This is a genomic window from Streptomyces sp. NPDC051286 (assembly GCF_044455345.1).
Classification (GTDB): domain Bacteria; phylum Actinomycetota; class Actinomycetes; order Streptomycetales; family Streptomycetaceae; genus Streptomyces.
Window position 1 is genome coordinate 54,574 of record NZ_JBITER010000030.1, and the last position, 22,104, is coordinate 76,677.

A 22,104-nucleotide genomic window follows, 5' to 3' on the forward strand; every position below is an offset into this window, starting at 1 on the left:
TGGCGCCGGCAACCAGGGTGGCGCCGGTGACCAGGGTGGCGCGGCCGACAATGGCGGTGGCAACGGCAACGGTGGCGGCACCGCCGGCAAGGGCGGCAGCACCGGCTCGGCCACCGGTGGCGACGCCGGCGGCAGCTGCACCGTCGACCTCGACGGCACCGTGTGCGCGGACAACACCACCCCCGACTCGGTCGGCAACCAGCCGGTCGAGCAGGGCAAGGGCAAGGACGAGCTCGCCGAGACCGGTGCGGCCGAGACCACGTTCCTGCTGGTCGGCGCCGCGACGATGATCGCCGGTGGCATCGGCTTCCGGATCCTGCCGCGTCTGGTGAACGGTCGTACGGTCGCCTAAGGCCTCTGGCCGCCAGGTACACCTACGTACACAGAAGGGCCCGGGACATGCGTCCCGGGCCCTTCCGCGTACTCTCACTCCCGCCGTACGGGCGGCTGCGGACAGCTACACGGTCTGGTGCGCCAGCAGCGCCAGCGCGCCCACCAGCACCACCAGCAGGGCGACCAGCATCGCCGGGCTCAGCCCCGCGAACGGTCCCTGGCCCTGATCCTGCTGCAGCCGTGCGCGGCTGGCCCGGCATACGGGGCATCGGCCCTCGTTGACGGGCGCCGCGCAGTTTGCGCACACCAGTCGGTCATAGGTCATGCGCTTTCCTCCTCCCGCGCGGCGGAGCCGCATACGCATTCTCTGCGCACAACGCTCCTGGAAACGCATCCGTTCCCCCTCCACTGTGCCAGGTCGCGCGGAATTCGGCGCGGGCCGCCCGGGAACACCCGGTCCGTTCCGGTTCCGGTTGCGCCCCCACCCGGTTCCGTTCCGCCATAAATCGCCCATCACGGGACGCGCGCCTGCACGGCTGAGCCCGGTTCGCGTATGGTCACGCACACCTACTCCCGGCCGACCGTGGTGCATCCGTGATCCGATTCGACAACGTCTCCAAGACCTACCCGAAGCAGAGCCGTCCCGCTCTACGGGATGTGTCTCTCGATATCGAGAAGGGCGAGTTCGTCTTCCTGGTGGGCTCCTCCGGCTCCGGCAAGTCCACCTTCATGAGACTCATCCTCCGTGAGGAGCGCGCCAGTCAGGGCGCGGTCCACGTCCTCGGCAAGGACCTCGCGCGCATGTCCAACTGGAAGGTGCCGCAGATGCGCCGCCAGCTGGGCACCGTCTTCCAGGACTTCCGTCTGCTCCCCAACAAGACCGTTGCGGAGAACGTGGCGTTCGCCCAGGAGGTCATCGGCAAGCCGCGCGGCGAGATCCGCAAGGCGGTTCCGCAGGTCCTCGACCTCGTCGGGCTCGGCGGCAAGGAGGACCGGATGCCCGGCGAGCTCTCCGGTGGTGAGCAGCAGCGCGTGGCGATCGCGCGGGCGTTCGTGAACCGCCCCATGATGCTGATCGCGGACGAGCCGACCGGCAACCTCGACCCGCAGACCTCCGTGGGCATCATGAAGCTCCTGGACCGGATCAACCGGACCGGGACCACCGTCATCATGGCGACCCACGACCAGAACATCGTCGACCAGATGCGCAAGCGCGTCATCGAGCTGGAGCAGGGCCGTCTCGTACGCGACCAGGCCCGCGGCGTCTACGGCTACCAGCACTGAGCATCGAGCACTGAAAGGACGCCATGCGCGCCCAGTTCGTCCTGTCGGAGATCGGCGTCGGCCTCCGTCGCAACCTCACGATGACCTTCGCGGTCGTCGTCTCCGTCGCCCTCTCGCTCGCCCTGTTCGGCGGCGCGCTGCTGATGCGCGAACAGGTCAGCACGATGAAGGACTACTGGTACGACAAGGTCAACGTTTCGATCTTCCTCTGCAACGAGAGCGACGCGAAGTCGGTGCCGAAGTGCGCCAAGGGCGCCGTCACCGCTGAGCAGAAGAAGGAGATCGAGACCGACCTCCACAAGATGAAGGTCGTCGACACGGTCACGTACGAGTCGGCCGACCAGGCGTACAAGCACTACCAGGAGCAGTTCGGCGATTCGCCGATGGCCGGCAACATCACGCCGGACCAGATGCAGGAGTCGTTCCGGGTCAAGCTCCACGACCCGAAGAAGTACAAGGTCGTCGCCACCGCCTTCGCCGGACGTGACGGGGTGCATTCGGTCCAGGACCAGAGAGGGATCCTGGACAACCTCTTCGGCCTGATGAACGGCATGAATGTGGCCGCGCTCTTCGTGATGGCGCTGATGCTGGTCATTGCGCTGATGCTGATCGTGAACACCGTCCGCGTCTCGGCGTTCAGCCGGCGCCGCGAGACGGGCATCATGCGGCTCGTCGGCGCCTCCGGCTTCTACATCCAGATGCCGTTCATCATGGAGGCCGCGTTCGCCGGTCTCATCGGTGGCGTGCTCGCCTGCGTCATGCTGCTGGCCGGGCGATACTTCCTGATCGACGGCGGACTGGCGCTCGAGTCGAAGCTCAACCTGATCCACTTCATCGGCTGGGACGCGGTCTTCACCAAGCTGCCGCTGGTCCTCGCGATCGGTCTGCTGATGCCCGCCGTTGCCGCGCTCTTCGCGCTCCGCAAGTACCTCAAGGTGTGACATGAGCCCCGTGGGGCGTGCGGCCCAACCGGCCGTGCGCCCTCGGGGCGTTGTCCTAGACTCGTCGCCATGTCGGGCCCTACGCATCGTCTCCCGCCCCGCGGCTTCGGCCGCGGGGCGGCCCTGACATTGGTCTTCGCGAGCGTCCTCGCCACCGCGGCGGCCACCGGGTCGCTGCCGCAGGGTGAGGAGAGGGCCGCGGCGATGAAGGCCCGTTCCGTCGCTTCCACCGTCGACCGCGACGAGATCGCCGCCGCGGCGGCCGAGGCGGTGGCCGAGGGCAAGTCGAGTACGGAGGCGGCCGAGGCGGTCGTCAGCCGCAGCGGGGACCGCTGGGGCGCGGTGTACGACGAGCGGGAGTACGAGGAGTTCGAGCAGGCTCTCGACGGCTCCTACACGGGCGTCGGTCTGGCCGCGAAGCGATCCGCCGACGGACTGGTCGCGGTGGCCCGGGTCCATCCCGGCGGCCCCGCCGACCTGGCCGGCATCGAGCCCGGCGATCTGCTCCGTACCGTCGACGGACGCCGGATCGACCGGCGCCCCGTCTCCGAGGTGGTCGCCCTGCTGCGCGGGGACCGTACGCGCGCTGCCGTGGGCACCACTGTCGTGTTGGTGGTCCAGCGCGGCGTCACCGGCCCGGCCAGGACACTGACGCTGACCCGGGCCAGGCTCACCACCGAGGCCGTCACGGTCCGCAGGCTCGGGGCGAAGCGGCTCGGACCGGACCGTTCCGATTCCTCCGCGGCTGTACTGATCAAGGTCGACTCGTTCACCAGGGGCTCGGGCGCCAGGATCCGTGACGCCGTCCGGGACGCACCGGCGGGCGCAGGGGTGCTGCTCGATCTCCGGGGCAACTCCGGAGGGCTGGTCACCGAGGCGGTGATCGCCGCCTCCGGATTCCTCGACGGCGGACTGGTCGCCACGTACGACGTGCACGGCGTGCAGCGCGCCCTCTACGCCACGCCGGGCGGTGACACGGACCGCCCGGTCGTCGTCCTCGTCGACGGCGGCACCATGAGCGCGGCCGAGCTGCTGACCGGAGCCCTCCAGGACCGGGGCCGTGCCGTCACGGTTGGCTCGCGCACCTTCGGCAAGGGGTCCGTGCAGATGCCCAGCAAGCTCCCGGGCGGCTCGGTGGCCGAGCTGACCGTCGGCCACTACCGCACGCCGGCGGGCCGCAGCGTCGACGGCCGCGGCATCACCCCGGATCTCGTGGTCAGCTCCCGGGCCCTCCAGCGGGCCGAGACAGTATTGAGTGGCCTCGGGGGTGGGTCGTAGTGCGAAAATGGCCACACTATGGCTAAGGAAAAGGACACAGGGCGCAAGCTCATCGCGCAGAACAAGAAGGCGCGGCACGACTACCACATCCTCGACACCTACGAGTGCGGTCTCGTGCTGATGGGCACCGAGGTCAAGTCGCTCCGGCTGGGCCGGGCCTCGCTGGTGGACGGCTTCGTCCAGATCGACGGGAACGAGGCGTGGCTGCACAACGTGCACGTCCCCGAGTACGTGCAGGGGACCTGGACCAACCACTCCGCCAAGCGCAAGCGCAAGCTGCTGATGCACCGGGCCGAGATCGACAAGCTGGAGTCGAAGTCGCAGGAGACGGGGCACACGATCGTGCCGCTCGCGCTGTACTTCAAGGAGGGCCGGGTCAAGGTCGAGATCGCGCTCGCCAAGGGCAAGAAGGAGTACGACAAGCGGCAGACGCTGCGCGAGAAGCAGGACCTGCGCGAGACGAACCGCGCGATCTCGGCGGCCCGGCGGCGGCAGCGGAGCGCCTGAGCGAGGCCCGCCGGGAATAGGCTGGCACCGTCGCCCGTTGGTCACGTACGATGGCACTGCACTCCACAGCGGGTGCGTGCATTTGAAAAAACAACATGGGGATGATCGGTTTCGACAGCGGATGTCGAAGCAGGGGAAGCGTGTCGAGGAAGCGGCAATGATCTCGTAAACCATATGTCGCAACCAATAATCGCCAACACCAAGCGCGATTCCTTCGCCCTCGCTGCCTAAGTAGCGACTTGCGAAGTGTCAGCCCGGGGGTGATCCCGACCCGGATCCTGGCATCATCAAGGGATCTAAACTTCTAGGCCCGGTCACGGGGCCTGGAAGGAAATCAAACAGTGACTGAGCCCGTCGGAGACTTGTTCGCGTGATTTCCGGGGCCGAGAAAAGCGCAGCGAACTGCACACGGAGAAGCCCTGGTTCTGCACCGTTGGACGCGGGTTCGATTCCCGCCATCTCCACAATTCCCATGTGAACGAGGACCCCGTTGCCCACCGGCAGCGGGGTCCTCGTTCTGTGTACGGGCACGGCGCGCCCTCGCGCCGGTGCGGGGTCACGCGCCGTTGCCGCGCACGCGGACCCCGGCCGCCGCCACCGCGAGCGCCAGCCCCGCCGCGCACCCCGGCACCACGTACGCCGTCACCGTCCCGGCGTGCTCCACCACCCAGCCGCCGGTCGCCGAACCGGCCGCTATTCCGCCCAGCAGCGCGGTGACGGAGAGCGTCATGCCCTCGTTCAACTGACCGTCGGGGGTCAGCCGCTGCACCAGCGTCATCCCGGTGACCATCGTCGGCGCCGTCGCCGCACCGGCCAGCAGCAGACTTCCGGCCAGCGCGAGCAGTGAATCGGTCGAGGAGGCGGCGAGCAGCGGCAGGGACATCAGCGCCGTCATCCCCGCCAGGCACCACAGGAGCCGCCGCCGGACGTCCACGGCCGGGCGCAGCGACCCGTACAACAGCCCTGCCACGCACGAGCCACCCGCCTGGAGCGCCAGGATCGCGCCTCCGGCGTGCGCGATCGTGACGACCTCCATGGCGCCGAAGACCGCGCCGGTGGCCAGGAAGGCGGCGAGCAGTGCGGGCATGCCCCGGGTGCGCAGCGGGGAGCCCGCCCGTGTGGCGGGCGCCACCGGGGGTTCGGTGGCACGCTGAGCGGCGAAGATCAGCACGCCCGTCATCAGCAGCACCGCACCGATGAGTGTCCCGGCCTCCGGGAAGAGCGCCGCGCACAGGAACGCGGCGAGGGCGGGGCCGAGCATGAAGCACAGCTCGTCCGCGGCCTGTTCGAAGGAGTTCGCGGTGTGCAGGGCGGCCGGGTCGCCGCGGTGCAGATGGGCCCACCGGGCACGGGACATGCCGCCGGTGTTGGGGGTGGTGGCGGTCGCGGCGTAGGCGGCGAAGAGCGTCCAGTCCGGGGCGTCGTAGTGCACACAGAGCAGCAGCGCGAGCGAGCCGAGTACGGCGATCGCGGTGGCGGGCACGGCGATCCGGGCCTGGCCGTACCGGTCGACGAGCCGGGCCGTCCAGGGCGCGACCACGGCGGTCGCGGCGAGCCCGGTCGCGGTGACCGCCCCGGCCAGGGCGTACGAACCGCGCGACCCGGCGATCATGACGATCGCGCTGACGCTGAACATGCCCATCGGCAGCCGGGCGATCAGATTGCCCGCCGTGAAGGCGCGGGCGCCGGGGGTGGCGAGCAGTCGGCGGTACGGGTTGGTGGAGGCGCGGCGGACGGGGGCGCCGGTCCGCGGGGCGATCACCAGCATGTCTCCGGAGAGGGCATGCAGGGGCGTGGTGGGAGTGTCGTACGGCATGGGCTCAACCCTCGCGGTGGCCGGCCCGTGCGGTCCAACACCTGCTCCGCACTCATTCACGCACCTGTGTTGTAAATTCGGGCCTGTGACCTCCTCCGATATCGATCCGCGGCTGCTGCGCGCCTTCGTCGTCGTCGCCGAGGAGCTGCACTTCACCCGTGCCGCCGCCCGGCTCTACCTGGCCCAGCAGGCACTCAGCCGTGACATCCGCCGACTGGAGCGCGAGCTCGGTGCGGAGCTGTTCGTACGGAGCACCCGCCAGGTCTCCCTCACACCCGACGGCGAACGGCTGCTGCCGCAGGCCCGCCGGGTGATCGCCGCCCACGAGGACCTCCGCGCCGCCTGGGCGGAGCAGACGCGCCCGCTGCTGGTCGACGTCAGCGTCCCGATCGGGACGGGTCACCGACTGCTCGGGCTGGCCCGCGACGAGGTGCCGGGAGTGGAGTTCGTGGCGCGCTACCTGAGCGGGCTGACGGGGGCGGCGGCGGAGATCCTGGCCGGGCGGCTCGATGTCTCCTTCGGCCGGGTCGCGGGGCTGGATCCGGCGGTACGGGCGGGGCTGGCGCATCAGCCGGTCTGCTTCGAACGGCTGACCGTCCTGCTGCGCGACGACCATCCGCTGGCCTCGCTCGCCCAGGTCCCGATGAGGGCGCTGGCGGGAGAGCGGCTGTACGCCGCGGCGGGCAACCCGGCCACGGCGGAGTGGACCGACCTCGCAGAGCGGCTCTTCGCGGGGCGGGGGATCGAACTGGTGGCCCCGTTCCCGGAGATCGTGGGGGAGGAGGAGTTCGTCCGGGTGGTGCGGAAGCAAGGCTGGTCGGTGCTGGCGAGCACCGAGTTCATCGAGGTGCCGGGGATGGTCATACGGCCGCTGGTCGACCCCGTACCGCTGTCACCGGTGTCGCTGGTGTGGCGCAAGGGGCTGAAGCACCCGGGGGTGGACGCGCTGCGGCGGGTCGCGGCGAGGGTGACGGCGGCGGAACGGGGGCTGGAGGTACCCGCCGGGAGCTGGCTTCCCGAGGGCGATCTGGCACTGATGTCGCAGAGGTGAAGGGGCGGCCCGAAGACGGCTCAGCGGGTCGGGCGGCTCCGGCGACGGCTGCCGGAGAACGCCAGGCCGGCGAGTCCGGCGACGAGCACCACGAACGGGACGGCGGCCGCCACCGGTCCCGCGCCCTCGATGCGCTCACGCAGCGAGGGAACCTGGGCCACGGCGAAGAGGCCGATGCCGACCATGCCGATCCCCCAGGCCCGGGGGCGTGCCACGTATCCGGAGAGCCACGGAGGCAGCCAGCGCAGGACTGCCGCGGCGCAGCCGTACGAGGCGGCCGCGAGGCCGACCGTGATGAGGATGACCGACATGCCGTTCTCGATTCTCGTGAAGTGCTCGCACGATAGGAACATTCGTCCGGGAGGGGGGCCGATTGGCCGATTGGTTTCCCAACGATCCATCAACTCCCGAACGGATAAACATGGATCGGGCGTGCAGTTTTGGACCTGCCGACCGGTCGCAGGCCAGGTGAAAACGGTGCATCTCGCACCCCGAGCATCACCCGTTCAGGGCTATTTTCGTCAGCTTCGTGCGCTACATTCATCCTCCGGGTGCAAGGTGCTGAGGGGCGCGCGGACTGGGTGGGGGCCCGGTTCGCCGGTACGAGACCGGCTCAAACGTGCGCGCCCGTTTATCCGAGTGGGAGTTGTGCCTACACCCGTGGAAAATTGGCGTGAAGGTGCCCGGTCCGGGCACACGCACGAATGGAAGGACGTCACCGTCCAGCGCGACGGGCTCGGGCGTCAGCTGTCCGAGCTCTCGGTCGAGCCGGGAGCCCCCGAAGGCTCCGACGGTCCGGTCTTCGTCGACGAGAGCGGCCGGCGCAGCAAGACGTTCAGGCGTCTGGGCTGGGCCCTTGCCGCAGTCTGCGCCTGTTACGCGGTGACGCTGGTTGCCACCCTGCTCAGCGGTAATTCCACGGCGCCGTGGCTGCCGCTCTCCGGCCAGAATCAGCACAAGAAGGCGGAAGAGGTCCGGGTGTCGCCCACTCCGTCGGGCACCGCGGACGCGGTCGTGCCGGTGGGCGGGGCACCGGGCACCACGGTGGCGGATCCGGCGACCGACGTCCGCGCGAAGCCTTCGGGCAGCGCCGGGTCCAGCGCCCCGTCCGCGTCCGCGTCGAGCACGGCCCCGTCGAAGAAGCCCACCGTCGGCGCCACCCACACGGGTGACACCGCCGGCGGCGGCACGAAGCCCGCCCCGGCGACGTCGGCCCCCGAGTCGCCCGCGGCCACCACGACGCCGCCCGTCGATCCCGGCCCCTCGCAGTCGCCCACCCAGCCCACCGAGTCCCCGGATCCTCCCGTGCAAGAGCAAGAAGGCACCCACTAAATGACCACCCCCGCCTCGCGGGGCAGGAACAACCGACAGAAGCGGAACAGGCGGCGCAGGCTTCCCATGCGCTATCTGCTGCCGTCCGTATTCCTCGTTGCCCTGCTCGCCATGCTGATGCTGCGCGGTTACGTGCACAGCGAGATCCTCGCCGACCACCGCATTCAGGCCCCGGCGGCCACGGACCGTGTGCCCGACACCATCCTCGACGGAGGTCCGGTCATCGATGCCCGGAGCACCACCGGGCCCGCCAAGTCGCTGACCGTCCCGGATCACCGGATCGTGCTGACCTTCGACGACGGCCCCGACCCGGTGTGGACCCCGCGGGTCCTCGACGAGCTGAAGAAGTACGGCGCGCACGGCGTCTTCTTCGTCACCGGAACCATGGCATCGCGCCACCCCGGACTCGTCCACCGCATGGTCGAGGAGGGACACGAGGTCGGGCTGCACACCTTCAACCACCCCGATCTCTCCTACCAGTCCCACTCCCGTATCGACCGGGAGCTGTCCCAGAACCAGCTGGTGCTGGCGGGCGCGGCAGGTATCCGTACGTCCCTGTTCCGGCCCCCGTACTCGTCGTTCGCCGACGCGATGGACAACAGGTCCTGGCCGGTCACCCAGTACGTCGGCACTCGCGGCTACCTCACCGTCGTCAACAACACCGACAGCGAGGACTGGAAGCGCCCCGGCGTCCCCGCGATCATCGAACGGGCCACGCCCAAGGACGGCAAGGGCGCCGTCATCCTGATGCACGACTCCGGCGGCGACCGGTCCCAGACCGTGGCCGCGCTCGGCGAGTTCCTCCCGCGCATGCAGCAGCAGGGCTACACGTTCACCAACCTCACCACCGCTCTCGGTGCGCCCAGCGCGCACACCCCCGTGACCGGGCTCGCGCTGTGGAGGGGCAGGGCGTTCGTGTACGCCGTCGGCGTCTCGGAGAACCTCACCGACATGCTGGTGGTCGCGCTCGCCGTCATCGGGGTGCTCGTCCTCGCCCGCTTCGGCCTGATGCTGCTGCTGTCCTGCCTGCACGCCCGGAAGGTCCGAGGGCGGGACTTCGGCCGGGGACCCGCGTACACCCGCCCTGTCTCGGTGCTGGTACCCGCGTACAACGAACGCGAATGCATCGCCAACACCGTGCGCTCCCTGGTGGCGAGCGACCACCCCGTCGAGATCATCGTCATCGACGACGGCTCCACGGACGGCACGGCGGACATCGTCGAGGCGCTGCGGCTGCCGAACGTCCGCGTCATCCGCCAGCGCAACGCCGGAAAGCCCGCCGCCCTCAACACCGGCATCGCACACGCCCGTCACGACATCGTGGTGATGATGGACGGCGACACGGTCTTCGAACCCTCCACCGTCCGCGAACTCGTCCGGCCGTTCGCCGACCCGGAGGTGGGCGCCGTCGCCGGGAACGCCAAGGTCGGCAACCGCGACTCGCTGATCGGTGCCTGGCAGCACATCGAGTACGTGATGGGCTTCAACCTCGACCGCCGGATGTACGACATGCTGCGCTGCATGCCGACCATCCCCGGCGCGGTCGGCGCCTTCCGTCGTGATGCGCTGGACCGGATCGGCGGCATGAGCGACGACACCCTCGCCGAGGACACCGACGTCACGATGGCGCTGCACCGCGACGGCTGGCAGGTGGTCTACGCGGAAGACGCCCGCGCCTGGACCGAGGCGCCGGAGACCGTACAGCAGCTGTGGTCGCAGCGGTACCGGTGGTCGTACGGCACCATGCAGGCGATCTGGAAGCACCGCCGCGCGGTCATCGAACGCGGACCGTCCGGCCGCTTCGGGCGCGTCGGCCTGCCGTTCGTCGCCCTGTTCATGGTCGTCGCCCCGCTGCTCGCGCCCCTCATCGACGTCTTCCTGCTGTACGGGCTGGTCTTCGGCCCCACCCAGAAGACCGTCGTCGCCTGGCTCGGCGTCCTCGCGGTGCAGGCCCTCTGCGCCGGGTACGCCTTCCGGCTCGACCGGGAACGCCTGACGCATCTGATCTCGCTGCCCCTCCAGCAGATCCTCTACCGGCAGCTCATGTACGTGGTGCTGCTCCAGTCCTGGATCACCGCACTCACCGGCGGCCGGCTGCGCTGGCAGAAGCTGCGCCGTACCGGAGTGGTGGAAGCACCCGGCGCGATGGTGAGCCAGCGCAGGCGTGTCAACGATCGGAGGCCCGTCGCATGACGAGCAGCTACACCCCCGCATTCCCCCCGTCCCACCCGGTCCCGGCACCGGTGCCGGGACAGTCCGCCGCACCGTCGTCGGAGACCACCGCCCCGCCCGCCCCGAAGAGGCCGGGCCGAGACCGCTACCTCGACCTGCTGCGCGCCGTCGCCCTCGTCCGCGTCGTCGTCTTCCACACCTTCGGCTGGGCCTGGCTGACGGTCGTGTTCCCCTCCATGGGTGTCATGTTCGCCCTCGCGGGGTCGCTGATGGCACGCTCGCTGGACCGCCCCGCCCCGGCTGTCGTCCGCGCCCGGCTCCGCCGTCTGCTGCCCCCGATGTGGGTGTTCGCCGCGGTCGTCGTCCCGGTCATGTTCGCCCTCGGCTGGAAGCCCGTGAAGGAAGAGGGGATCTGGTGGTTCATCAAGCTGGGCTGCTACCTCCTTCCGGTCGGCGCCCCGCCGTATCCCTGGGAGAGCGGCTCAGCGGGCGGCTTCCTGGAGGTGTCCTGGGCGGACCAGGCCGTCGGCCCGCTCTGGTACATCCGGGCCTACCTCTGGTTCGTGCTCGCCTCGCCGCTGCTGCTGAAGGCCTTCCGCAGGATGCCCTGGCCGACGCTGCTCGCCCCGCTCGGCCTCACCGCCGTGTTCGGCACCGGACTGGTCACCGTCCCCGGGGAGACCGGCGAGGGGCTCGTCGACTTCGCGGTGTTCGGCTCCTGCTGGATTCTCGGCTTCGCCCACCACGACGGGCTGCTGAAGAAGATCCCGCGCTATCTGGCTGTCTCGCTCGCCGCGCTCACCATGGCGTTCGGACTGTGGTGGGCCTCGGCGCATCTGACGGAGGAGGGCTGGAATCTCGACGAGATCCCGCTGGCCCAGGCGACCTGGTCGCTCGGCTTCTGCGCGATCCTGCTCCAGTACGCACCGTCCTGGCAGCAGCTCCCCGGCAGGCTGGCCCGCCTGGACAGCCTGATCACCCTCGCCAACAACCGCGCGGTGACGATCTACCTCTGGCACAACCTGCTGATCATGGCGACCTCGCCGCTCATCGACCAGTTGTGGACCGTCCCCTGGGTCGGTGATCACCTCAGTGCGTACATAAGCGAATCGTACGCGGAACTGATGCTGGTCCTGGTCTGGCCGCTGCTGGCGCTGATGATCCTCGCGGTCGGCTGGGTCGAGGACGTCGCGGCGAAGCGCAGCCCCCGGCTGTGGCCGACCGGTGCGTCCAGGCGGCCGACCGGTGCATCCAGGAGACGCAGGCACGCACCGGCCCCGCAGTGACCGTCCCCTCCTCGCCGGGCCGCCGCCGGTCCGGTGAGAGCAAGGTTGCCCACCGTTCACCTCGCGGCACCGCCCCGGCTGCGTACGGCACTCGGTGTGCCGCGGCTGATCCAGACGGTCGTCGAGCGCGGCTACCGGCTGGCGTTGGACATGGCGGCGGACGCCAAGTACGCGGGCTCCTGCGGGCGCAGACGGGCCGTCAGGAAGAAGGCGCGCAGGAGCAGGGCGAGCGCGCCGGTGCACAGGACGGCCCGCACGGCGTTCCAGGCGACCCACGCGTCCTCGAACCGTTCCCGCACGGCGGCGGGATCGGCGATCCGTGCCGGATTCCCCGCGTCCGCAAGGGCGTTGTTCAGCGGGACGGAGACCCCCGAGGTGAGCAGGAAGGCAGTGGCGTACACCGCGAGCGCGGCGAGGATCCACCGGCGGGGGCCGGGGGAATGGCGCTGTTGCCAGGCGGCGACGCCGGTGAGGATCAGCGCCCCGAAGAAGCCGGCGAAGAAGACCGGGTTCTGGATGACGTCATTGATGTTCTGCATGACCTCGATGAACGTCCGGTCGTCGCTCCGGCCGAGCGCGGGCATGACCGCGCACGAGAAGATCTGGAACGCGCCGGCGACCAGGCCGGTGGCGACGGCCGCGCCGCCGAGGACGAGGTGGTGGAGGCTGCTGGTGGGACGGTTGGTTGTCATGTCTTCCATTGAAGTCGCGTGGGTGGCACCGCTCCATCGTTCAAACGCGCAGCTCCATACGCGGGCGTCCAGGACGGACCCGGGACGGCCGGCGCGGCGTGCCGCAACGGATGCGGGAGCGGAACGACCGGCGGAAACCGGCGTGGTGACGGGGAGTGGGGGGTGACCGCGGTCGTGCGGGCCGGAGGCGCACCGGGCTACCGTGCAGGGATGATCCATGACACTCACCGCCTCGACGCGGAAGTACGACTCCGTCCCGCCGCCCCGGGCGACGCCGCCTCGCTCGCCGATGCGCTGACCCGCAGCCGTACGTACATGCAGCCCTGGGAACCCGTACGGCCCGACACCTTCTACACCGAGCAGGGCCAGCGGGAGCGCCTGGCCGGGATACTGGCGGACCGTGAGGCGGGGCGGGCGATGCCCTGGGTGATCGCCGACGCCGAGGACCGTGCGGTCGGCGGTTTCACGCTCTCCAACATCGTGCTCGGGCCGTTCTGCAGCGCCGTGCTCGGCTACTGGGTCGATGTCACGTACGCCGGACGCGGTCTGGCCACCGCCGCCGTGCAGTGGATCTGCACCGTGGCCAGGGACGAGCTGCGGCTGCACCGGGTGGAGGCCGGGACCGTGCTCGACAACGTGGCGTCCCAGCGGGTGCTCACCAAGTGCGGCTTCGAGGAGTTCGGTACGGCTCCGCGCTATCTGCACATCAACGGCGAGTGGCGGGACCACCGGCTGTTCCAGCGGATCCTGCACGACGGCCCGCCGGCAGGCTGAGTCCGCCGGCGCTGCGCGCCCCGGCCGGTCTACGCCGCGTGCCGGACGTGCAGATGCCCGTCGAGCGGCCACGGCGCGCGGGCCGGGAGGATCTCCGCAAAGGCGTATCCGCACTTGACCGCGACCCGGCACGACGCTTTGTTGTCCTCCTGGTGGATCAGTTCGAGCCGTCGAAGGCCGTCCTCGGCGAAGGCGGTGAACGCCCAGCCGGTGAGCGCTTCGACCGCCTGCGGGGCGATCCCGCGCCCGCGCGCCCACACCGCTGTCCAGTAGCCGACCTCGGCCGAACCGGATCCGGGGTGCGGGTACTTGAGCACCACATTGCCGACCAGTTCGTCGCCGTGCTCCGTGTCGACGACGGCGAAGCTGAACCGGGTGCCGGTCTCCCGGCCCTCGGCCTGCATCCGCAGCCAGCGTTCCGCGTCCGCCTCGTCCGTCACGACATGCCACAGCCGGTTGCGCATCGTCGGATCGCGGTACGCCTTGACCAGCGCCGGTATGTCGTCCTGGCGCCAGGGCCGCAGCAGCAGGGCTCCGGCCGAGAAGGCGGCCGCGCGGAGATCGTTGCTCATGCGCCCACCGTACGCGGGGAGTTCGGCGGCGGTTGGAGGGGTTACGGGCCGGGCCGCCGAGGGGCACTCTGGTGGTGACTCCCACCGGCGACTCCGGAGGCGGTGACATGCGCATGGCGGCAGGTAGAGGCTCGTGCGACTGGCGGTTCGACTCCGGACGGCTCTGCCTGGACCTGGTGGCGACGGGGATCGGGACCTCCGGCGCCTGCGAACTGCTCGACGGGACCGACCGGCTCGCCGACTGGCTGGTGGCCGCCGGACTCGTACCGAAGGGCACATGTCTCGACGCCGTCGATGACACCTGGCTGCTGAACTTCCGCCTGTTGCGGACGGGCGTCGACCGGCTGCTGACCGCCGAGCTCGGCGGTCGTGGCGCCGAGGGCGTGCTGGAGCGGGTCAATGAACTCGCCGCCGCGCCGCCGCCGGGACTGCGGGCCGTGCGTGCCGGAAACGGTGTTCTGGTAAGGGCGTTCAGTGCCGAGCCCGACTGCGGGGCGCTGCTGGCCGCCGTCGCCCGCGACGTCGTGGAACTCCTGACGGACCCGGAGGCCCGGGCCGGGCTCCGCCGCTGTGAGGGCGGCACCTGCCGACGGCTCTACCTCGACACGTCACGGGGGAGGCGCCGCCGCTGGTGCTCCAGCGAGGTGTGCGGGAACCGGGAGCGGGTGGCTCGGCACCGGCGGCGGGCGACGGCGCTCGCGGATGTGTCCGCGTGAACCGTCGTGCACAGGTACATCGTGTCCACGTAAAAATCTCGAACGGCTTTGAATGGATCGCGGCCCGCCTCCGTATTCGATGACCAAGGAGCTCCACAGGGTCTCGACCGGGAGGTTCGGGTGCGCAAGGATGCGGCCGTGGCCGATGACCGTCCGCACAGGGCTCGACATCGCAGTGAACCGCCCGCGTCACCCTCCGCCGTGCTGGACGAGGAGTTGATGCGGGCGCTCTACCGCGAACACGCCGCACCGTTGCTCGCGTACGTGCTCCGCCTCGTCGCCGGCGACCGTCAGCGGGCCGAGGACGTGGTGCAGGAAACACTCATCCGTGCCTGGAAGAACGCCGGTCAGCTCAACCGGGCGACCGGCTCTGTCCGCCCCTGGCTGGTGACGGTCGCCCGGCGCATCGTCATCGACGGCCACCGCAGCCGGCAGGTCCGGCCGCACGAGGTCGATCCGTCGCCGCTGGAGGTCATTCCCGCGGAGGACGAGATTGACAAGGCGTTGTGGCTGATGACTCTCTCGGATGCGCTCGACGATTTGACCCCTGCCCATCGGGAAGCGTTGGTCGAGACCTACTTCAAGGGACGTACGGTCAATGAAGCCGCCGAAGTGCTCGGCATACCCAGCGGCACGGTGCGGTCCCGGGTCTTCTACGCACTGCGCTCGATGAAGCTCGCACTCGAAGAGAGGGGGATCACGGCATGAGCGACCACGAGTGGGAGCCGTTCGGGCCCCGGCCGACCGGTCCCTCCAGCCGCCCCGGCCCCACCGGCCCGCGTGGCCGCCCCGTGTTCCCCGGCGGTCCGGGCAGCTTCGGCGGTCCCGATGACTTCGGCGCCTTCGGCGGACGCGGCGGTTCCGGAGGTTCCGCTTCCGGCGCGGCGGCGGAAGGGCCGGAGCACGACGCCGCCGGTGCGTACGTCCTGGGCATCCTGGACGACGCCGAAGCGTCCGCCTTCGAAGCACATCTGGCGGGCTGCGCGCTCTGCGCCGCCCATCTCGACGAGTTCGCCGGGATGGAACCCATGCTCGCGATGCTCGCCGAGGCACCCGCCACGGTGCCGGGCGCCCGCCCCGTCCCGTACGTCCCGGAGCCGCCCGCACCCCGGGTGCTCGACCGGCTGGTCGACGAGGTCGCGGCCAAACGGGCCCGGCGCAAGCGACGCGGCAGGTATCTGGTGGCGGCGGCAGCGGCGCTGATCATCGGTGGTCCGGTCGTCGCGGTCATGGCCACCGGCGGCGACAGCGGCACGACCCAGGCGGCAGACCCGCACCCCACCAGCCCCGCCGAGGACGCGTTCTTTCACCACCTGCAGGAGAAGGTGCAGGCGACCGACCCCACCACCAAGGTCGCCGCCACCGTCGGCATGGAGAAGAAGGCGTGGGGCACGCACGCGGTGCTGGAGCTCAGGAACGTCAGGGGTCCGCAGAAGTGCAGCCTGATCGCCGTGTCCAGGAGCGGCGAGGAGGAGGTCGTCACCTCCTGGTCCGTCCCGAAATGGGGCTACGGCATCAAGGACTCCACGCACCCGTCCGCGAAGTACCCGCTCTACGTCCACGGCGGCGCGGCGATGGACCGCGCCGACATCGACCATTTCGAGGTGCGGACCTTCGACGGCAAGCGGCTGGTGGACATCGACGCGTAGGGATGGCAGCAGGAAATCGGGCCGTGGAGGGACCCGCCATCGCGGTCCGACGCGCAATCGATACCTGCGACGCGCATGATCCGGGCCCGCCGCAGATGCGCGGCGGGCCCCCTTCGCATAAGGTTGACGGCTGCCCAATGCACGTCAGAAGGGGGCCTCGGTGGCCGCGCAGGATGCCGCTGTCGATTCGTTGCGGGACCGGGAAATCGGTGTCGAGCAGGAACATCTCGACCGTGTTTATCACCGCCTTGAGGAGAAGATCCACGAGGCGGAATTCCTCATGAACGATGCCGTCAAGCGCGGTCAGGTCGGAACCCCGGGCGCGCTCGCCGAGCGCGACGCCCAGGTGTTCCGGGCCGGGATCCACCTCAACCGGCTGAACAGCGAGTTCGAGGACTTCCTCTTCGGGAGGATCGATCTGCTGCTCGGCAAGGACGGTGAGCGCGGTCCGGACGGCGCGTACACCTCCGTCGAACCGGCCGACGACGCCGTACGGGACGACAGCACCGCCGACATCGCGGAGACGCTCCACATCGGCCGGATCGGGGTCCTCGACGCCGACTACGCACCGCTGGTCATCGACTGGCGGGCACCGGCCGCCGCGCCGTTCTACCGGTCGACGCCGAAGGATCCGGGCCGGGTGGTGCGACGCCGGGTCATCCGCTCCAAGGGCCGCAAGGTCCTCGGGGTCGAGGACGACCTGATGCGCCCGGAGCTGACGACGTACAAGGACGGCCACAAGCTGCCCGTGATCGGTGACGGCGCGCTGATGGCGGCGCTCGGCCAGGCCCGCAGCCACACCATGCGGGACATCGTCTCCTCCATCCAGGCCGAGCAGGACCTGGTGATCCGGGCGCCCGCCGCCTCCGTCACCGAGGTCTCCGGCGGTCCCGGCACCGGCAAGACCGCCGTGGCCCTGCACCGCGCCGCGTACCTGCTCTACCAGGACCGGCGGCGGTACGCGGGCGGCATCCTCGTCGTCTCGCCGACCCCGCTCCTCGTCGCCTACACCGAAGGGGTGCTGCCCTCGCTCGGCGAGGAGGGGCAGGTCGCGATCCGCGCGGTCGGCTCTCTCTCCGACGAGGCGGCGGGTGTCGAGGGCGCCACCACGTACGACGAACCGGCCGTCGCGCGGATCAAGGGCTCCTCCCGGATGCTCCAGGTGCTGCGCAAGGCGGCCCGCGGGGCGCTGGAACAGCCGCGGACCCCGGGCCCGCCGCAGCACGAGCAGGACGGCCAGCTGTCGTTCGGCGAGCCCGACGAGTCCGGGGACGGGGCTGCCGCGCCCCTCGCCACTCCCACCCGGCTGCGCGTCGTCGCCTTCGGCGCCCGCGTGGAGCTGAACGCCGACGAGCTGCACCGCATCCGGCAGTCCGTCCTCGCCGGCACCGCCCCGGTCAACCTGCTGCGCCCGCGTGCCCGCAGGCTGCTCCTGGACGCCCTGTGGAACAGGTCCTCCGGCCGGGGCCGCTACACCGACCCGGAACTCGCGGCGGAACTGCGTACCTCCTTCGACGAGGACGTCTCCACCGAGACGCCGTTCCTGGAGTTCCTGGACGCCTGGTGGCCCGAGCTCACCCCGCGCGGGGTGCTCGCCGCGATGGCCGACGAGAAGCGGCTCGGCCGGTGGGCGCGCCGGGTCCTCAACCAGGGCGAGGTGCGCCGCCTCGCCCGCTCGCTGAAGCGGCTGGACAGCGCCGGCCAGGGCCCCCTGTCCGTGCACGACGTGGCGATCCTCGACGAGCTGCACACCCTGCTCGGCACCCCGCAGCGGCCGAAGAAGAAGCGCGAGTTCGATCCGCTGGACCAGCTCTCCGGTCTGGAGGAGCTGATGCCGCAGCGCGAGGAGAGCCAGCGCGAGCGGGCCGAGCGGCTCGCGGCGGAGCGCACGGAGTACACGCACGTCATCGTCGACGAGGCGCAGGACCTGACGCCCATGCAGTGGCGCATGGTCGGCCGCCGCGGCCGGACGGCCACCTGGACGATCGTCGGCGACCCGGCGCAGTCCTCCTGGTCGGATCCGGACGAGGCGGCCCAGGCGCGCGACGAGGCGCTCGGTAAGCGCCCGCGCCGTCACTTCACGCTCACCGTGAACTACCGCAACCCGGCGGAGATCGCGGAGCTCGCGTCGAAGGTGCTGGCGCTCGCGATGCCCGGCATGAAGTCCCCGGCCGCGGTCCGCTCGACGGGCGTGCAGCCCCGCTTCGTGGCCCTGCGCGACGGCGATCCGGCCGGGACCGTACGGGAGGAGGCGCGGCGTCTCCTCGGCGAGGTGGACGGCACGGTCGGTGTCGTCGTCGCGATGCACCGGCGCGCGCAGGCCCGGAAGTGGCTGGCGGAGCTCGGCGACCGGGTGGTGGCGCTGGGCAGTCTGGAGGCGAAGGGCCTGGAGTACGACGCCACGGTGGTCGTCTCGCCCGCCGAGATCGCGGACGAGTCACCGGCCGGTCTGCGGGTGCTGTACGTGGCACTGACCCGGGCGACGCAGCAGCTGACCGTGGTGTCGGGGGAGCGGGACCTGCCCGACGAGGACGGTGTGCCGGACCTGCTGAGGGACTGAGCCGGAGGCCGGCGGAGGCGGGCGGAGAACGGCGGGGAGAAGTCAACCCGAGATGGGGGAATCACTTCTCCGGGGTCTTTGTTAGCCTGGTGTCGGCACCGGCTCGATCCAAGCCCCCGGGCCCAACCTTCGTCGCTACGAGCGACCACTTGCCGCGAGGCGAGCATGGCGGGTCGGTGCCGCTCAAGTGAAATGACAGACCCGCGTCACCTTCCGGTGGCGCGGGTCTGTTCTTGTTTGTGGCCCTGGCGTGTCCGTTGCCCCGATGGGGGTTCCACTCAGCACCCTCTTCTCGTATGGTGGAAACTACTTTCCGAAACGTGGCAGTCATTACCGGCTACCCATCAGTAGGTGCGAATATCGGGAAGCGTGTCCGAGGCGAACGCCCCGGCCGCGTGGCAATGAAGCTAGGGAAAGCGAAGGACTCGGCCATGGCAACGGCGCCCAGCGTCTCGTACTCGATGACGGTCAGGCTGGAGGTGCCCGCGAGCGGCACAGCAGTCTCCCAGCTGACCACGGCCGTGGAGTCCTCCGGCGGTTCGGTCACCGGCCTCGACGTGACCGCTTCCGGTCACGAAAAGCTCCGGATCGACGTCACCATCGCGGCCTCCTCCACCGCGCACGCGGACGAGATCGTCGAGGGTCTGCGCGACATCGAGGGCGTCGTACTGGGCAAGGTCTCCGACCGTACGTTCCTGATGCACCTCGGTGGCAAGATCGAGATGGCGTCCAAGCACCCCATCCGCAACCGTGACGACCTCTCGATGATCTACACCCCGGGTGTGGCGCGGGTCTGCATGGCGATCGCCGAGAACCCCGAGGACGCCCGCCGCCTCACCATCAAGCGCAACTCCGTCGCAGTTGTGACGGACGGCTCCGCGGTGCTCGGTCTCGGCAACATCGGCCCGATGGCGGCCCTGCCGGTCATGGAGGGCAAGGCGGCCCTCTTCAAGCGGTTCGCCGGCATCGACGCCTGGCCGATCTGCCTGGACACCCAGGACACCGACGCGATCGTCGAGATCGTCAAGGCGATCGCCCCCGGCTTCGCAGGCATCAACCTGGAGGACATCTCCGCCCCCCGCTGCTTCGAGATCGAGGCACGGCTGCGCGAGGCCCTCGACATCCCCGTCTTCCACGACGACCAGCACGGCACCGCGATCGTCGTCCTGGCCTCGCTGACCAACGCACTGCGCGTGGTGGGTAAGGGAATTGGGGACGTACGGGTCGTCATGTCCGGCGCCGGAGCGGCCGGTACGGCCATCCTGAAGCTGCTCATCGCCGCGGGCGTCAAGCACGCTGTCGTCGCCGACATTCACGGTGTGGTACACGCGGGCCGCGAGGACCTGGTCTCCGCCGACGCCGATTCGCCGCTGCGCTGGATCGCCGAGAACACCAACCCCGAGTCGATGACCGGCACCCTCAAGCAGGCGGTCGTGGGCGCCGACGTCTTCATCGGCGTCTCCGCCCCGAACGTGCTGGACGGCGACGACGTCGCGGCGATGGCGGACGACGCTGTCGTGTTCGCGCTCGCGAACCCGGACCCCGAGGTGGACCCGGCAATCGCCCGCCAGACCGCAGCAGTTGTCGCCACCGGCCGCTCCGATTTCCCGAACCAGATCAACAACGTGCTGGTCTTCCCGGGCGTCTTCCGCGGTCTGCTGGACGCTCAGTCCCGCACGGTCAACACGGACATGATGCTGGCCGCGGCCCGCGCCCTCGCCGACGTCGTCGCCGAGGACGAGCTGAACGCCAACTACATCATCCCGTCGGTCTTCAACGAGAGGGTCGCGGGAGCGGTCGCGGGAGCCGTCCGGAACGCCGCGAAGGGCGCCGGGGGCGCTGTGACGGGCCCGGGGGGCCTCGGCTGAACCCACCCCACTCACAGAACCCGGCACGGCCCCTGCCGGCGTCGCCCACGGCCGCGGTGCCCCCACGTCGGCCTGACCGACGGCGCGTCGCGTGTCGCGGCACCCCAAACGCCCCTTTAGGGTGGGCGGGCAGCGAGCCCCGCAGAGGTCCGCACCCGCTGCGGACCGCTTCAGGGAGTCGACGGAACGTCACCACGACGAGGCAGTGGCGCTTTTCGTGTGACTCCGGAGGGTGCCGGATTGGCTTTCCCGCCGCAGGTGGGGGCAGGATGCTTCCCCAAGGACTACGTCCAGGGGAGACCCCACAAGGCGCGAGGTCTAATGACAGACCCGGCTTCGGGGACTGTCCGAGGGCCCTGGCAGCATCGGCTTCGATCTCACGCCTCACAGGCAAGAAGAACACGGGAGTAACAACATGAACCGCAGTGAGCTGGTGGCCGCCCTGGCCGACCGTGCCGAGGTGACCCGCAAGGACGCCGACGCCGTGCTGGCCGCCCTCGCCGAGACCGTCGGTGAGATCGTCGCCAAGGGCGACGAGAAGGTCACCATCCCCGGCTTCCTGACCTTCGAGCGCACCCACCGTGCCGCTCGCACCGCTCGTAACCCGCAGACCGGCGACCCGATCAACATCCCGGCCGGCTACAGCGTGAAGGTCTCCGCGGGCTCGAAGCTCAAGGAAGCCGCCAAGGGCAAGTAAGCCCCGTAGGCGCGACGGAGGGCGGTCACCCCGACCAGGGTGACCGCCCTCCGTCGTACCGCCCGCAGAAGCGGCCCTGACGGCTTCCCCGCGACGGGGAGTGGATCGGCGAGCGGCGTCGTGCGGCTTCGGTGGCAAGGCGGAGGAGGGAGCCGACGCGAAGGGGGCCCCTCCCATGCCTTCAAGGCCATGGGGGAGTCGTCGACTGACGACAACGCCGGAGGCGGAGTCGCATGACGCCGGGAGCCCGCTCGCTACCGTGCACCAGGCCGTATGGCTGTGGGGGAGTCGGTGACCGACGACAACGCCGAAGGGGCCCCTCCCCGCTCGAGCGAGGCCGAGAGCTTGGGGGGAGCAGTCGCAGGGCGTCGGGAGCCCACTCCCCGTCGTGGGGGAGGCCGTGAGCCCTTCGGTGGCAGTCGGCCCCTTCCAGCGATCGAAAACGGGGCCCGGGGGGGGGGGGGGGGGGGGGGGGGGGGGGGGGGGGGCGCGGGCCCGGCCGGGCGGGGGGGGGGGGGCGGGGGGGGCCGGGGGGGGGGGGGGCGCCGGCGGGGGGGGGGGCGCGCGCGGGGCGGC

21 protein-coding genes and 1 other RNA gene are annotated in these 22,104 nt (G+C 70.5%); 17 read left to right on the plus strand and 5 right to left on the minus strand.

Annotated features, from left to right (window positions below):
- Positions 1-352, plus strand: a 352-nt coding sequence (locus tag ACIBB8_RS26335; RefSeq protein WP_398956110.1) for an LPXTG cell wall anchor domain-containing protein, incomplete at its 5' end; no start/stop codon positions are given.
- Positions 353-457: 105 nt separating this feature from the next.
- On the opposite strand, the gene ACIBB8_RS26340 is transcribed toward ACIBB8_RS26335, so the two are convergent.
- Complete coding sequence (locus tag ACIBB8_RS26340; protein WP_358859323.1) at positions 458-658, minus strand: hypothetical protein; 201 nt, start codon at positions 656-658, stop codon at positions 458-460.
- Between the two features lie 269 nt (positions 659-927).
- On the opposite strand from ACIBB8_RS26340, the gene ftsE reads away from it, so the two are divergent.
- The 5 genes from ftsE (at position 928) to ssrA (ending at position 4,810) form a co-directional block, all read left to right on the plus strand.
- Complete coding sequence (gene ftsE / locus ACIBB8_RS26345; protein WP_398956112.1) at positions 928-1,617, plus strand: cell division ATP-binding protein FtsE; 690 nt, start codon at positions 928-930, stop codon at positions 1,615-1,617.
- Positions 1,618-1,640: 23 nt separating this feature from the next.
- Complete coding sequence (gene ftsX, locus ACIBB8_RS26350) at positions 1,641-2,558, plus strand: permease-like cell division protein FtsX (RefSeq protein ID WP_398956115.1); 918 nt, start codon at positions 1,641-1,643, stop codon at positions 2,556-2,558.
- A 69-nt stretch (positions 2,559-2,627) separates the two neighbouring features.
- The gene (locus ACIBB8_RS26355; protein ID WP_398956117.1) at positions 2,628-3,836 is read left to right on the plus strand and encodes a S41 family peptidase; all 1,209 of its coding nucleotides are present in this window, start codon (positions 2,628-2,630) and stop codon (positions 3,834-3,836) included.
- Positions 3,837-3,854: 18 nt separating this feature from the next.
- Positions 3,855-4,343: an SsrA-binding protein SmpB gene (smpB, locus tag ACIBB8_RS26360; protein WP_366692754.1), complete on the plus strand. Its 489-nt coding sequence runs from the start codon at positions 3,855-3,857 to the stop codon at positions 4,341-4,343.
- A 97-nt stretch (positions 4,344-4,440) separates the two neighbouring features.
- Positions 4,441-4,810, plus strand: a transfer-messenger RNA (tmRNA) gene (gene ssrA / locus ACIBB8_RS26365).
- A gap of 89 nt (positions 4,811-4,899) precedes the next feature.
- Here ssrA and ACIBB8_RS26370 read toward each other — a convergent pair.
- Positions 4,900-6,159 carry an MFS transporter gene (locus ACIBB8_RS26370; protein ID WP_398956120.1) on the minus strand — a complete coding sequence of 420 codons (1,260 nt, stop codon included), beginning with the start codon at positions 6,157-6,159 and terminating at the stop codon, positions 4,900-4,902.
- An 85-nt stretch (positions 6,160-6,244) separates the two neighbouring features.
- On the opposite strand from ACIBB8_RS26370, the gene ACIBB8_RS26375 reads away from it, so the two are divergent.
- Positions 6,245-7,210 carry a LysR family transcriptional regulator gene (locus tag ACIBB8_RS26375; protein WP_398956122.1) on the plus strand — a complete coding sequence of 322 codons (966 nt, stop codon included), beginning with the start codon at positions 6,245-6,247 and terminating at the stop codon, positions 7,208-7,210.
- A 20-nt stretch (positions 7,211-7,230) separates the two neighbouring features.
- On the opposite strand, the gene ACIBB8_RS26380 is transcribed toward ACIBB8_RS26375, so the two are convergent.
- Positions 7,231-7,521 carry a hypothetical protein gene (locus ACIBB8_RS26380; RefSeq protein WP_398956124.1) on the minus strand — a complete coding sequence of 97 codons (291 nt, stop codon included), beginning with the start codon at positions 7,519-7,521 and terminating at the stop codon, positions 7,231-7,233.
- A gap of 349 nt (positions 7,522-7,870) precedes the next feature.
- Between ACIBB8_RS26380 and ACIBB8_RS26385 the strand changes: the two genes are divergently transcribed.
- The 3 genes from ACIBB8_RS26385 to ACIBB8_RS26395 all read left to right on the plus strand — a co-directional run bounded on the left by ACIBB8_RS26385 (position 7,871) and on the right by ACIBB8_RS26395 (position 12,000).
- Entirely contained in the window at positions 7,871-8,542 is a 672-nt protein-coding gene (locus ACIBB8_RS26385; RefSeq protein ID WP_398956126.1) for a hypothetical protein, read from the plus strand.
- A 66-nt stretch (positions 8,543-8,608) separates the two neighbouring features.
- Positions 8,609-10,735, plus strand: a complete 2,127-nt coding sequence (locus tag ACIBB8_RS26390; protein WP_398956151.1) for a bifunctional polysaccharide deacetylase/glycosyltransferase family 2 protein — start codon at positions 8,609-8,611, stop codon at positions 10,733-10,735.
- The gene (locus ACIBB8_RS26395; RefSeq protein ID WP_398956127.1) at positions 10,732-12,000 is read left to right on the plus strand and encodes an acyltransferase; all 1,269 of its coding nucleotides are present in this window, start codon (positions 10,732-10,734) and stop codon (positions 11,998-12,000) included. The genes ACIBB8_RS26390 and ACIBB8_RS26395 overlap by 4 nt, the downstream gene beginning before the upstream one ends.
- 131 nt (positions 12,001-12,131) lie before the next feature.
- On the opposite strand, the gene ACIBB8_RS26400 is transcribed toward ACIBB8_RS26395, so the two are convergent.
- A complete protein-coding gene (locus tag ACIBB8_RS26400) occupies positions 12,132-12,692 on the minus strand; it encodes a DUF1772 domain-containing protein (protein ID WP_398956129.1) in 561 nt (186 codons plus the stop codon).
- Positions 12,693-12,902: 210 nt separating this feature from the next.
- Here ACIBB8_RS26400 and ACIBB8_RS26405 point away from each other — a divergent pair, with 210 nt between their 5' ends.
- Positions 12,903-13,466: a GNAT family N-acetyltransferase gene (locus ACIBB8_RS26405; protein ID WP_398956131.1), complete on the plus strand. Its 564-nt coding sequence runs from the start codon at positions 12,903-12,905 to the stop codon at positions 13,464-13,466.
- A 29-nt stretch (positions 13,467-13,495) separates the two neighbouring features.
- Here the strand turns inward: ACIBB8_RS26405 and ACIBB8_RS26410 are convergent, their stop codons facing one another.
- Complete coding sequence (locus ACIBB8_RS26410) at positions 13,496-14,038, minus strand: GNAT family N-acetyltransferase (RefSeq protein WP_398956133.1); 543 nt, start codon at positions 14,036-14,038, stop codon at positions 13,496-13,498.
- Between the two features lie 113 nt (positions 14,039-14,151).
- Here ACIBB8_RS26410 and ACIBB8_RS26415 point away from each other — a divergent pair, with 113 nt between their 5' ends.
- From ACIBB8_RS26415 to ACIBB8_RS26440, 6 genes are all read left to right on the plus strand, one after another.
- Positions 14,152-14,754 (plus strand): CGNR zinc finger domain-containing protein, encoded by a 603-nt coding sequence (locus ACIBB8_RS26415; RefSeq protein WP_398956135.1) that lies wholly within the window; start codon positions 14,152-14,154, stop codon positions 14,752-14,754.
- Between the two features lie 120 nt (positions 14,755-14,874).
- Positions 14,875-15,462, plus strand: a complete 588-nt coding sequence (locus ACIBB8_RS26420; RefSeq protein ID WP_398956137.1) for a sigma-70 family RNA polymerase sigma factor — start codon at positions 14,875-14,877, stop codon at positions 15,460-15,462.
- Positions 15,459-16,403, plus strand: coding sequence for an anti-sigma factor family protein (locus tag ACIBB8_RS26425; RefSeq protein ID WP_398956139.1), 945 nt, complete (start codon positions 15,459-15,461; stop codon positions 16,401-16,403). The genes ACIBB8_RS26420 and ACIBB8_RS26425 overlap by 4 nt, the downstream gene beginning before the upstream one ends.
- A 160-nt stretch (positions 16,404-16,563) precedes the next feature.
- Positions 16,564-18,963 carry a HelD family protein gene (locus ACIBB8_RS26430; protein ID WP_398956141.1) on the plus strand — a complete coding sequence of 800 codons (2,400 nt, stop codon included), beginning with the start codon at positions 16,564-16,566 and terminating at the stop codon, positions 18,961-18,963.
- A 431-nt stretch (positions 18,964-19,394) separates the two neighbouring features.
- Positions 19,395-20,831 (plus strand): NAD-dependent malic enzyme, encoded by a 1,437-nt coding sequence (locus tag ACIBB8_RS26435; protein ID WP_398956143.1) that lies wholly within the window; start codon positions 19,395-19,397, stop codon positions 20,829-20,831.
- 415 nt (positions 20,832-21,246) lie between these two features.
- Positions 21,247-21,528 carry an HU family DNA-binding protein gene (locus tag ACIBB8_RS26440; protein ID WP_003968811.1) on the plus strand — a complete coding sequence of 94 codons (282 nt, stop codon included), beginning with the start codon at positions 21,247-21,249 and terminating at the stop codon, positions 21,526-21,528.
- The last annotated feature ends 576 nt before the right edge of the window (positions 21,529-22,104 follow it).

What these genes read in the sequence shown, in the direction of transcription:
- ACIBB8_RS26340 (WP_358859323.1), bottom strand. Translation starts at nt 658, where the DNA reads ATGACCTATGACCGACTGGTGTGCGCAAACTGCGCGGCGCCCGTCAAC.
- ftsX (WP_398956115.1), top strand. Translation starts at nt 1,641, where the DNA reads ATGCGCGCCCAGTTCGTCCTGTCGGAGATCGGCGTCGGCCTCCGTCGC.
- ACIBB8_RS26355 (WP_398956117.1), top strand. Translation starts at nt 2,628, where the DNA reads ATGTCGGGCCCTACGCATCGTCTCCCGCCCCGCGGCTTCGGCCGCGGG.
- smpB (WP_366692754.1), top strand. Translation starts at nt 3,855, where the DNA reads ATGGCTAAGGAAAAGGACACAGGGCGCAAGCTCATCGCGCAGAACAAG.
- ACIBB8_RS26370 (WP_398956120.1), bottom strand. Translation starts at nt 6,159, where the DNA reads ATGCCGTACGACACTCCCACCACGCCCCTGCATGCCCTCTCCGGAGAC.
- ACIBB8_RS26380 (WP_398956124.1), bottom strand. Translation starts at nt 7,521, where the DNA reads ATGTCGGTCATCCTCATCACGGTCGGCCTCGCGGCCGCCTCGTACGGC.
- ACIBB8_RS26390 (WP_398956151.1), top strand. Translation starts at nt 8,609, where the DNA reads ATGCGCTATCTGCTGCCGTCCGTATTCCTCGTTGCCCTGCTCGCCATG.
- ACIBB8_RS26395 (WP_398956127.1), top strand. Translation starts at nt 10,732, where the DNA reads ATGACGAGCAGCTACACCCCCGCATTCCCCCCGTCCCACCCGGTCCCG.
- ACIBB8_RS26400 (WP_398956129.1), bottom strand. Translation starts at nt 12,692, where the DNA reads ATGACAACCAACCGTCCCACCAGCAGCCTCCACCACCTCGTCCTCGGC.
- ACIBB8_RS26405 (WP_398956131.1), top strand. Translation starts at nt 12,903, where the DNA reads ATGATCCATGACACTCACCGCCTCGACGCGGAAGTACGACTCCGTCCC.
- ACIBB8_RS26410 (WP_398956133.1), bottom strand. Translation starts at nt 14,038, where the DNA reads ATGAGCAACGATCTCCGCGCGGCCGCCTTCTCGGCCGGAGCCCTGCTG.
- ACIBB8_RS26415 (WP_398956135.1), top strand. Translation starts at nt 14,152, where the DNA reads ATGGCGGCAGGTAGAGGCTCGTGCGACTGGCGGTTCGACTCCGGACGG.
- ACIBB8_RS26425 (WP_398956139.1), top strand. Translation starts at nt 15,459, where the DNA reads ATGAGCGACCACGAGTGGGAGCCGTTCGGGCCCCGGCCGACCGGTCCC.
- ACIBB8_RS26435 (WP_398956143.1), top strand. Translation starts at nt 19,395, where the DNA reads ATGGCAACGGCGCCCAGCGTCTCGTACTCGATGACGGTCAGGCTGGAG.
- ACIBB8_RS26440 (WP_003968811.1), top strand. Translation starts at nt 21,247, where the DNA reads ATGAACCGCAGTGAGCTGGTGGCCGCCCTGGCCGACCGTGCCGAGGTG.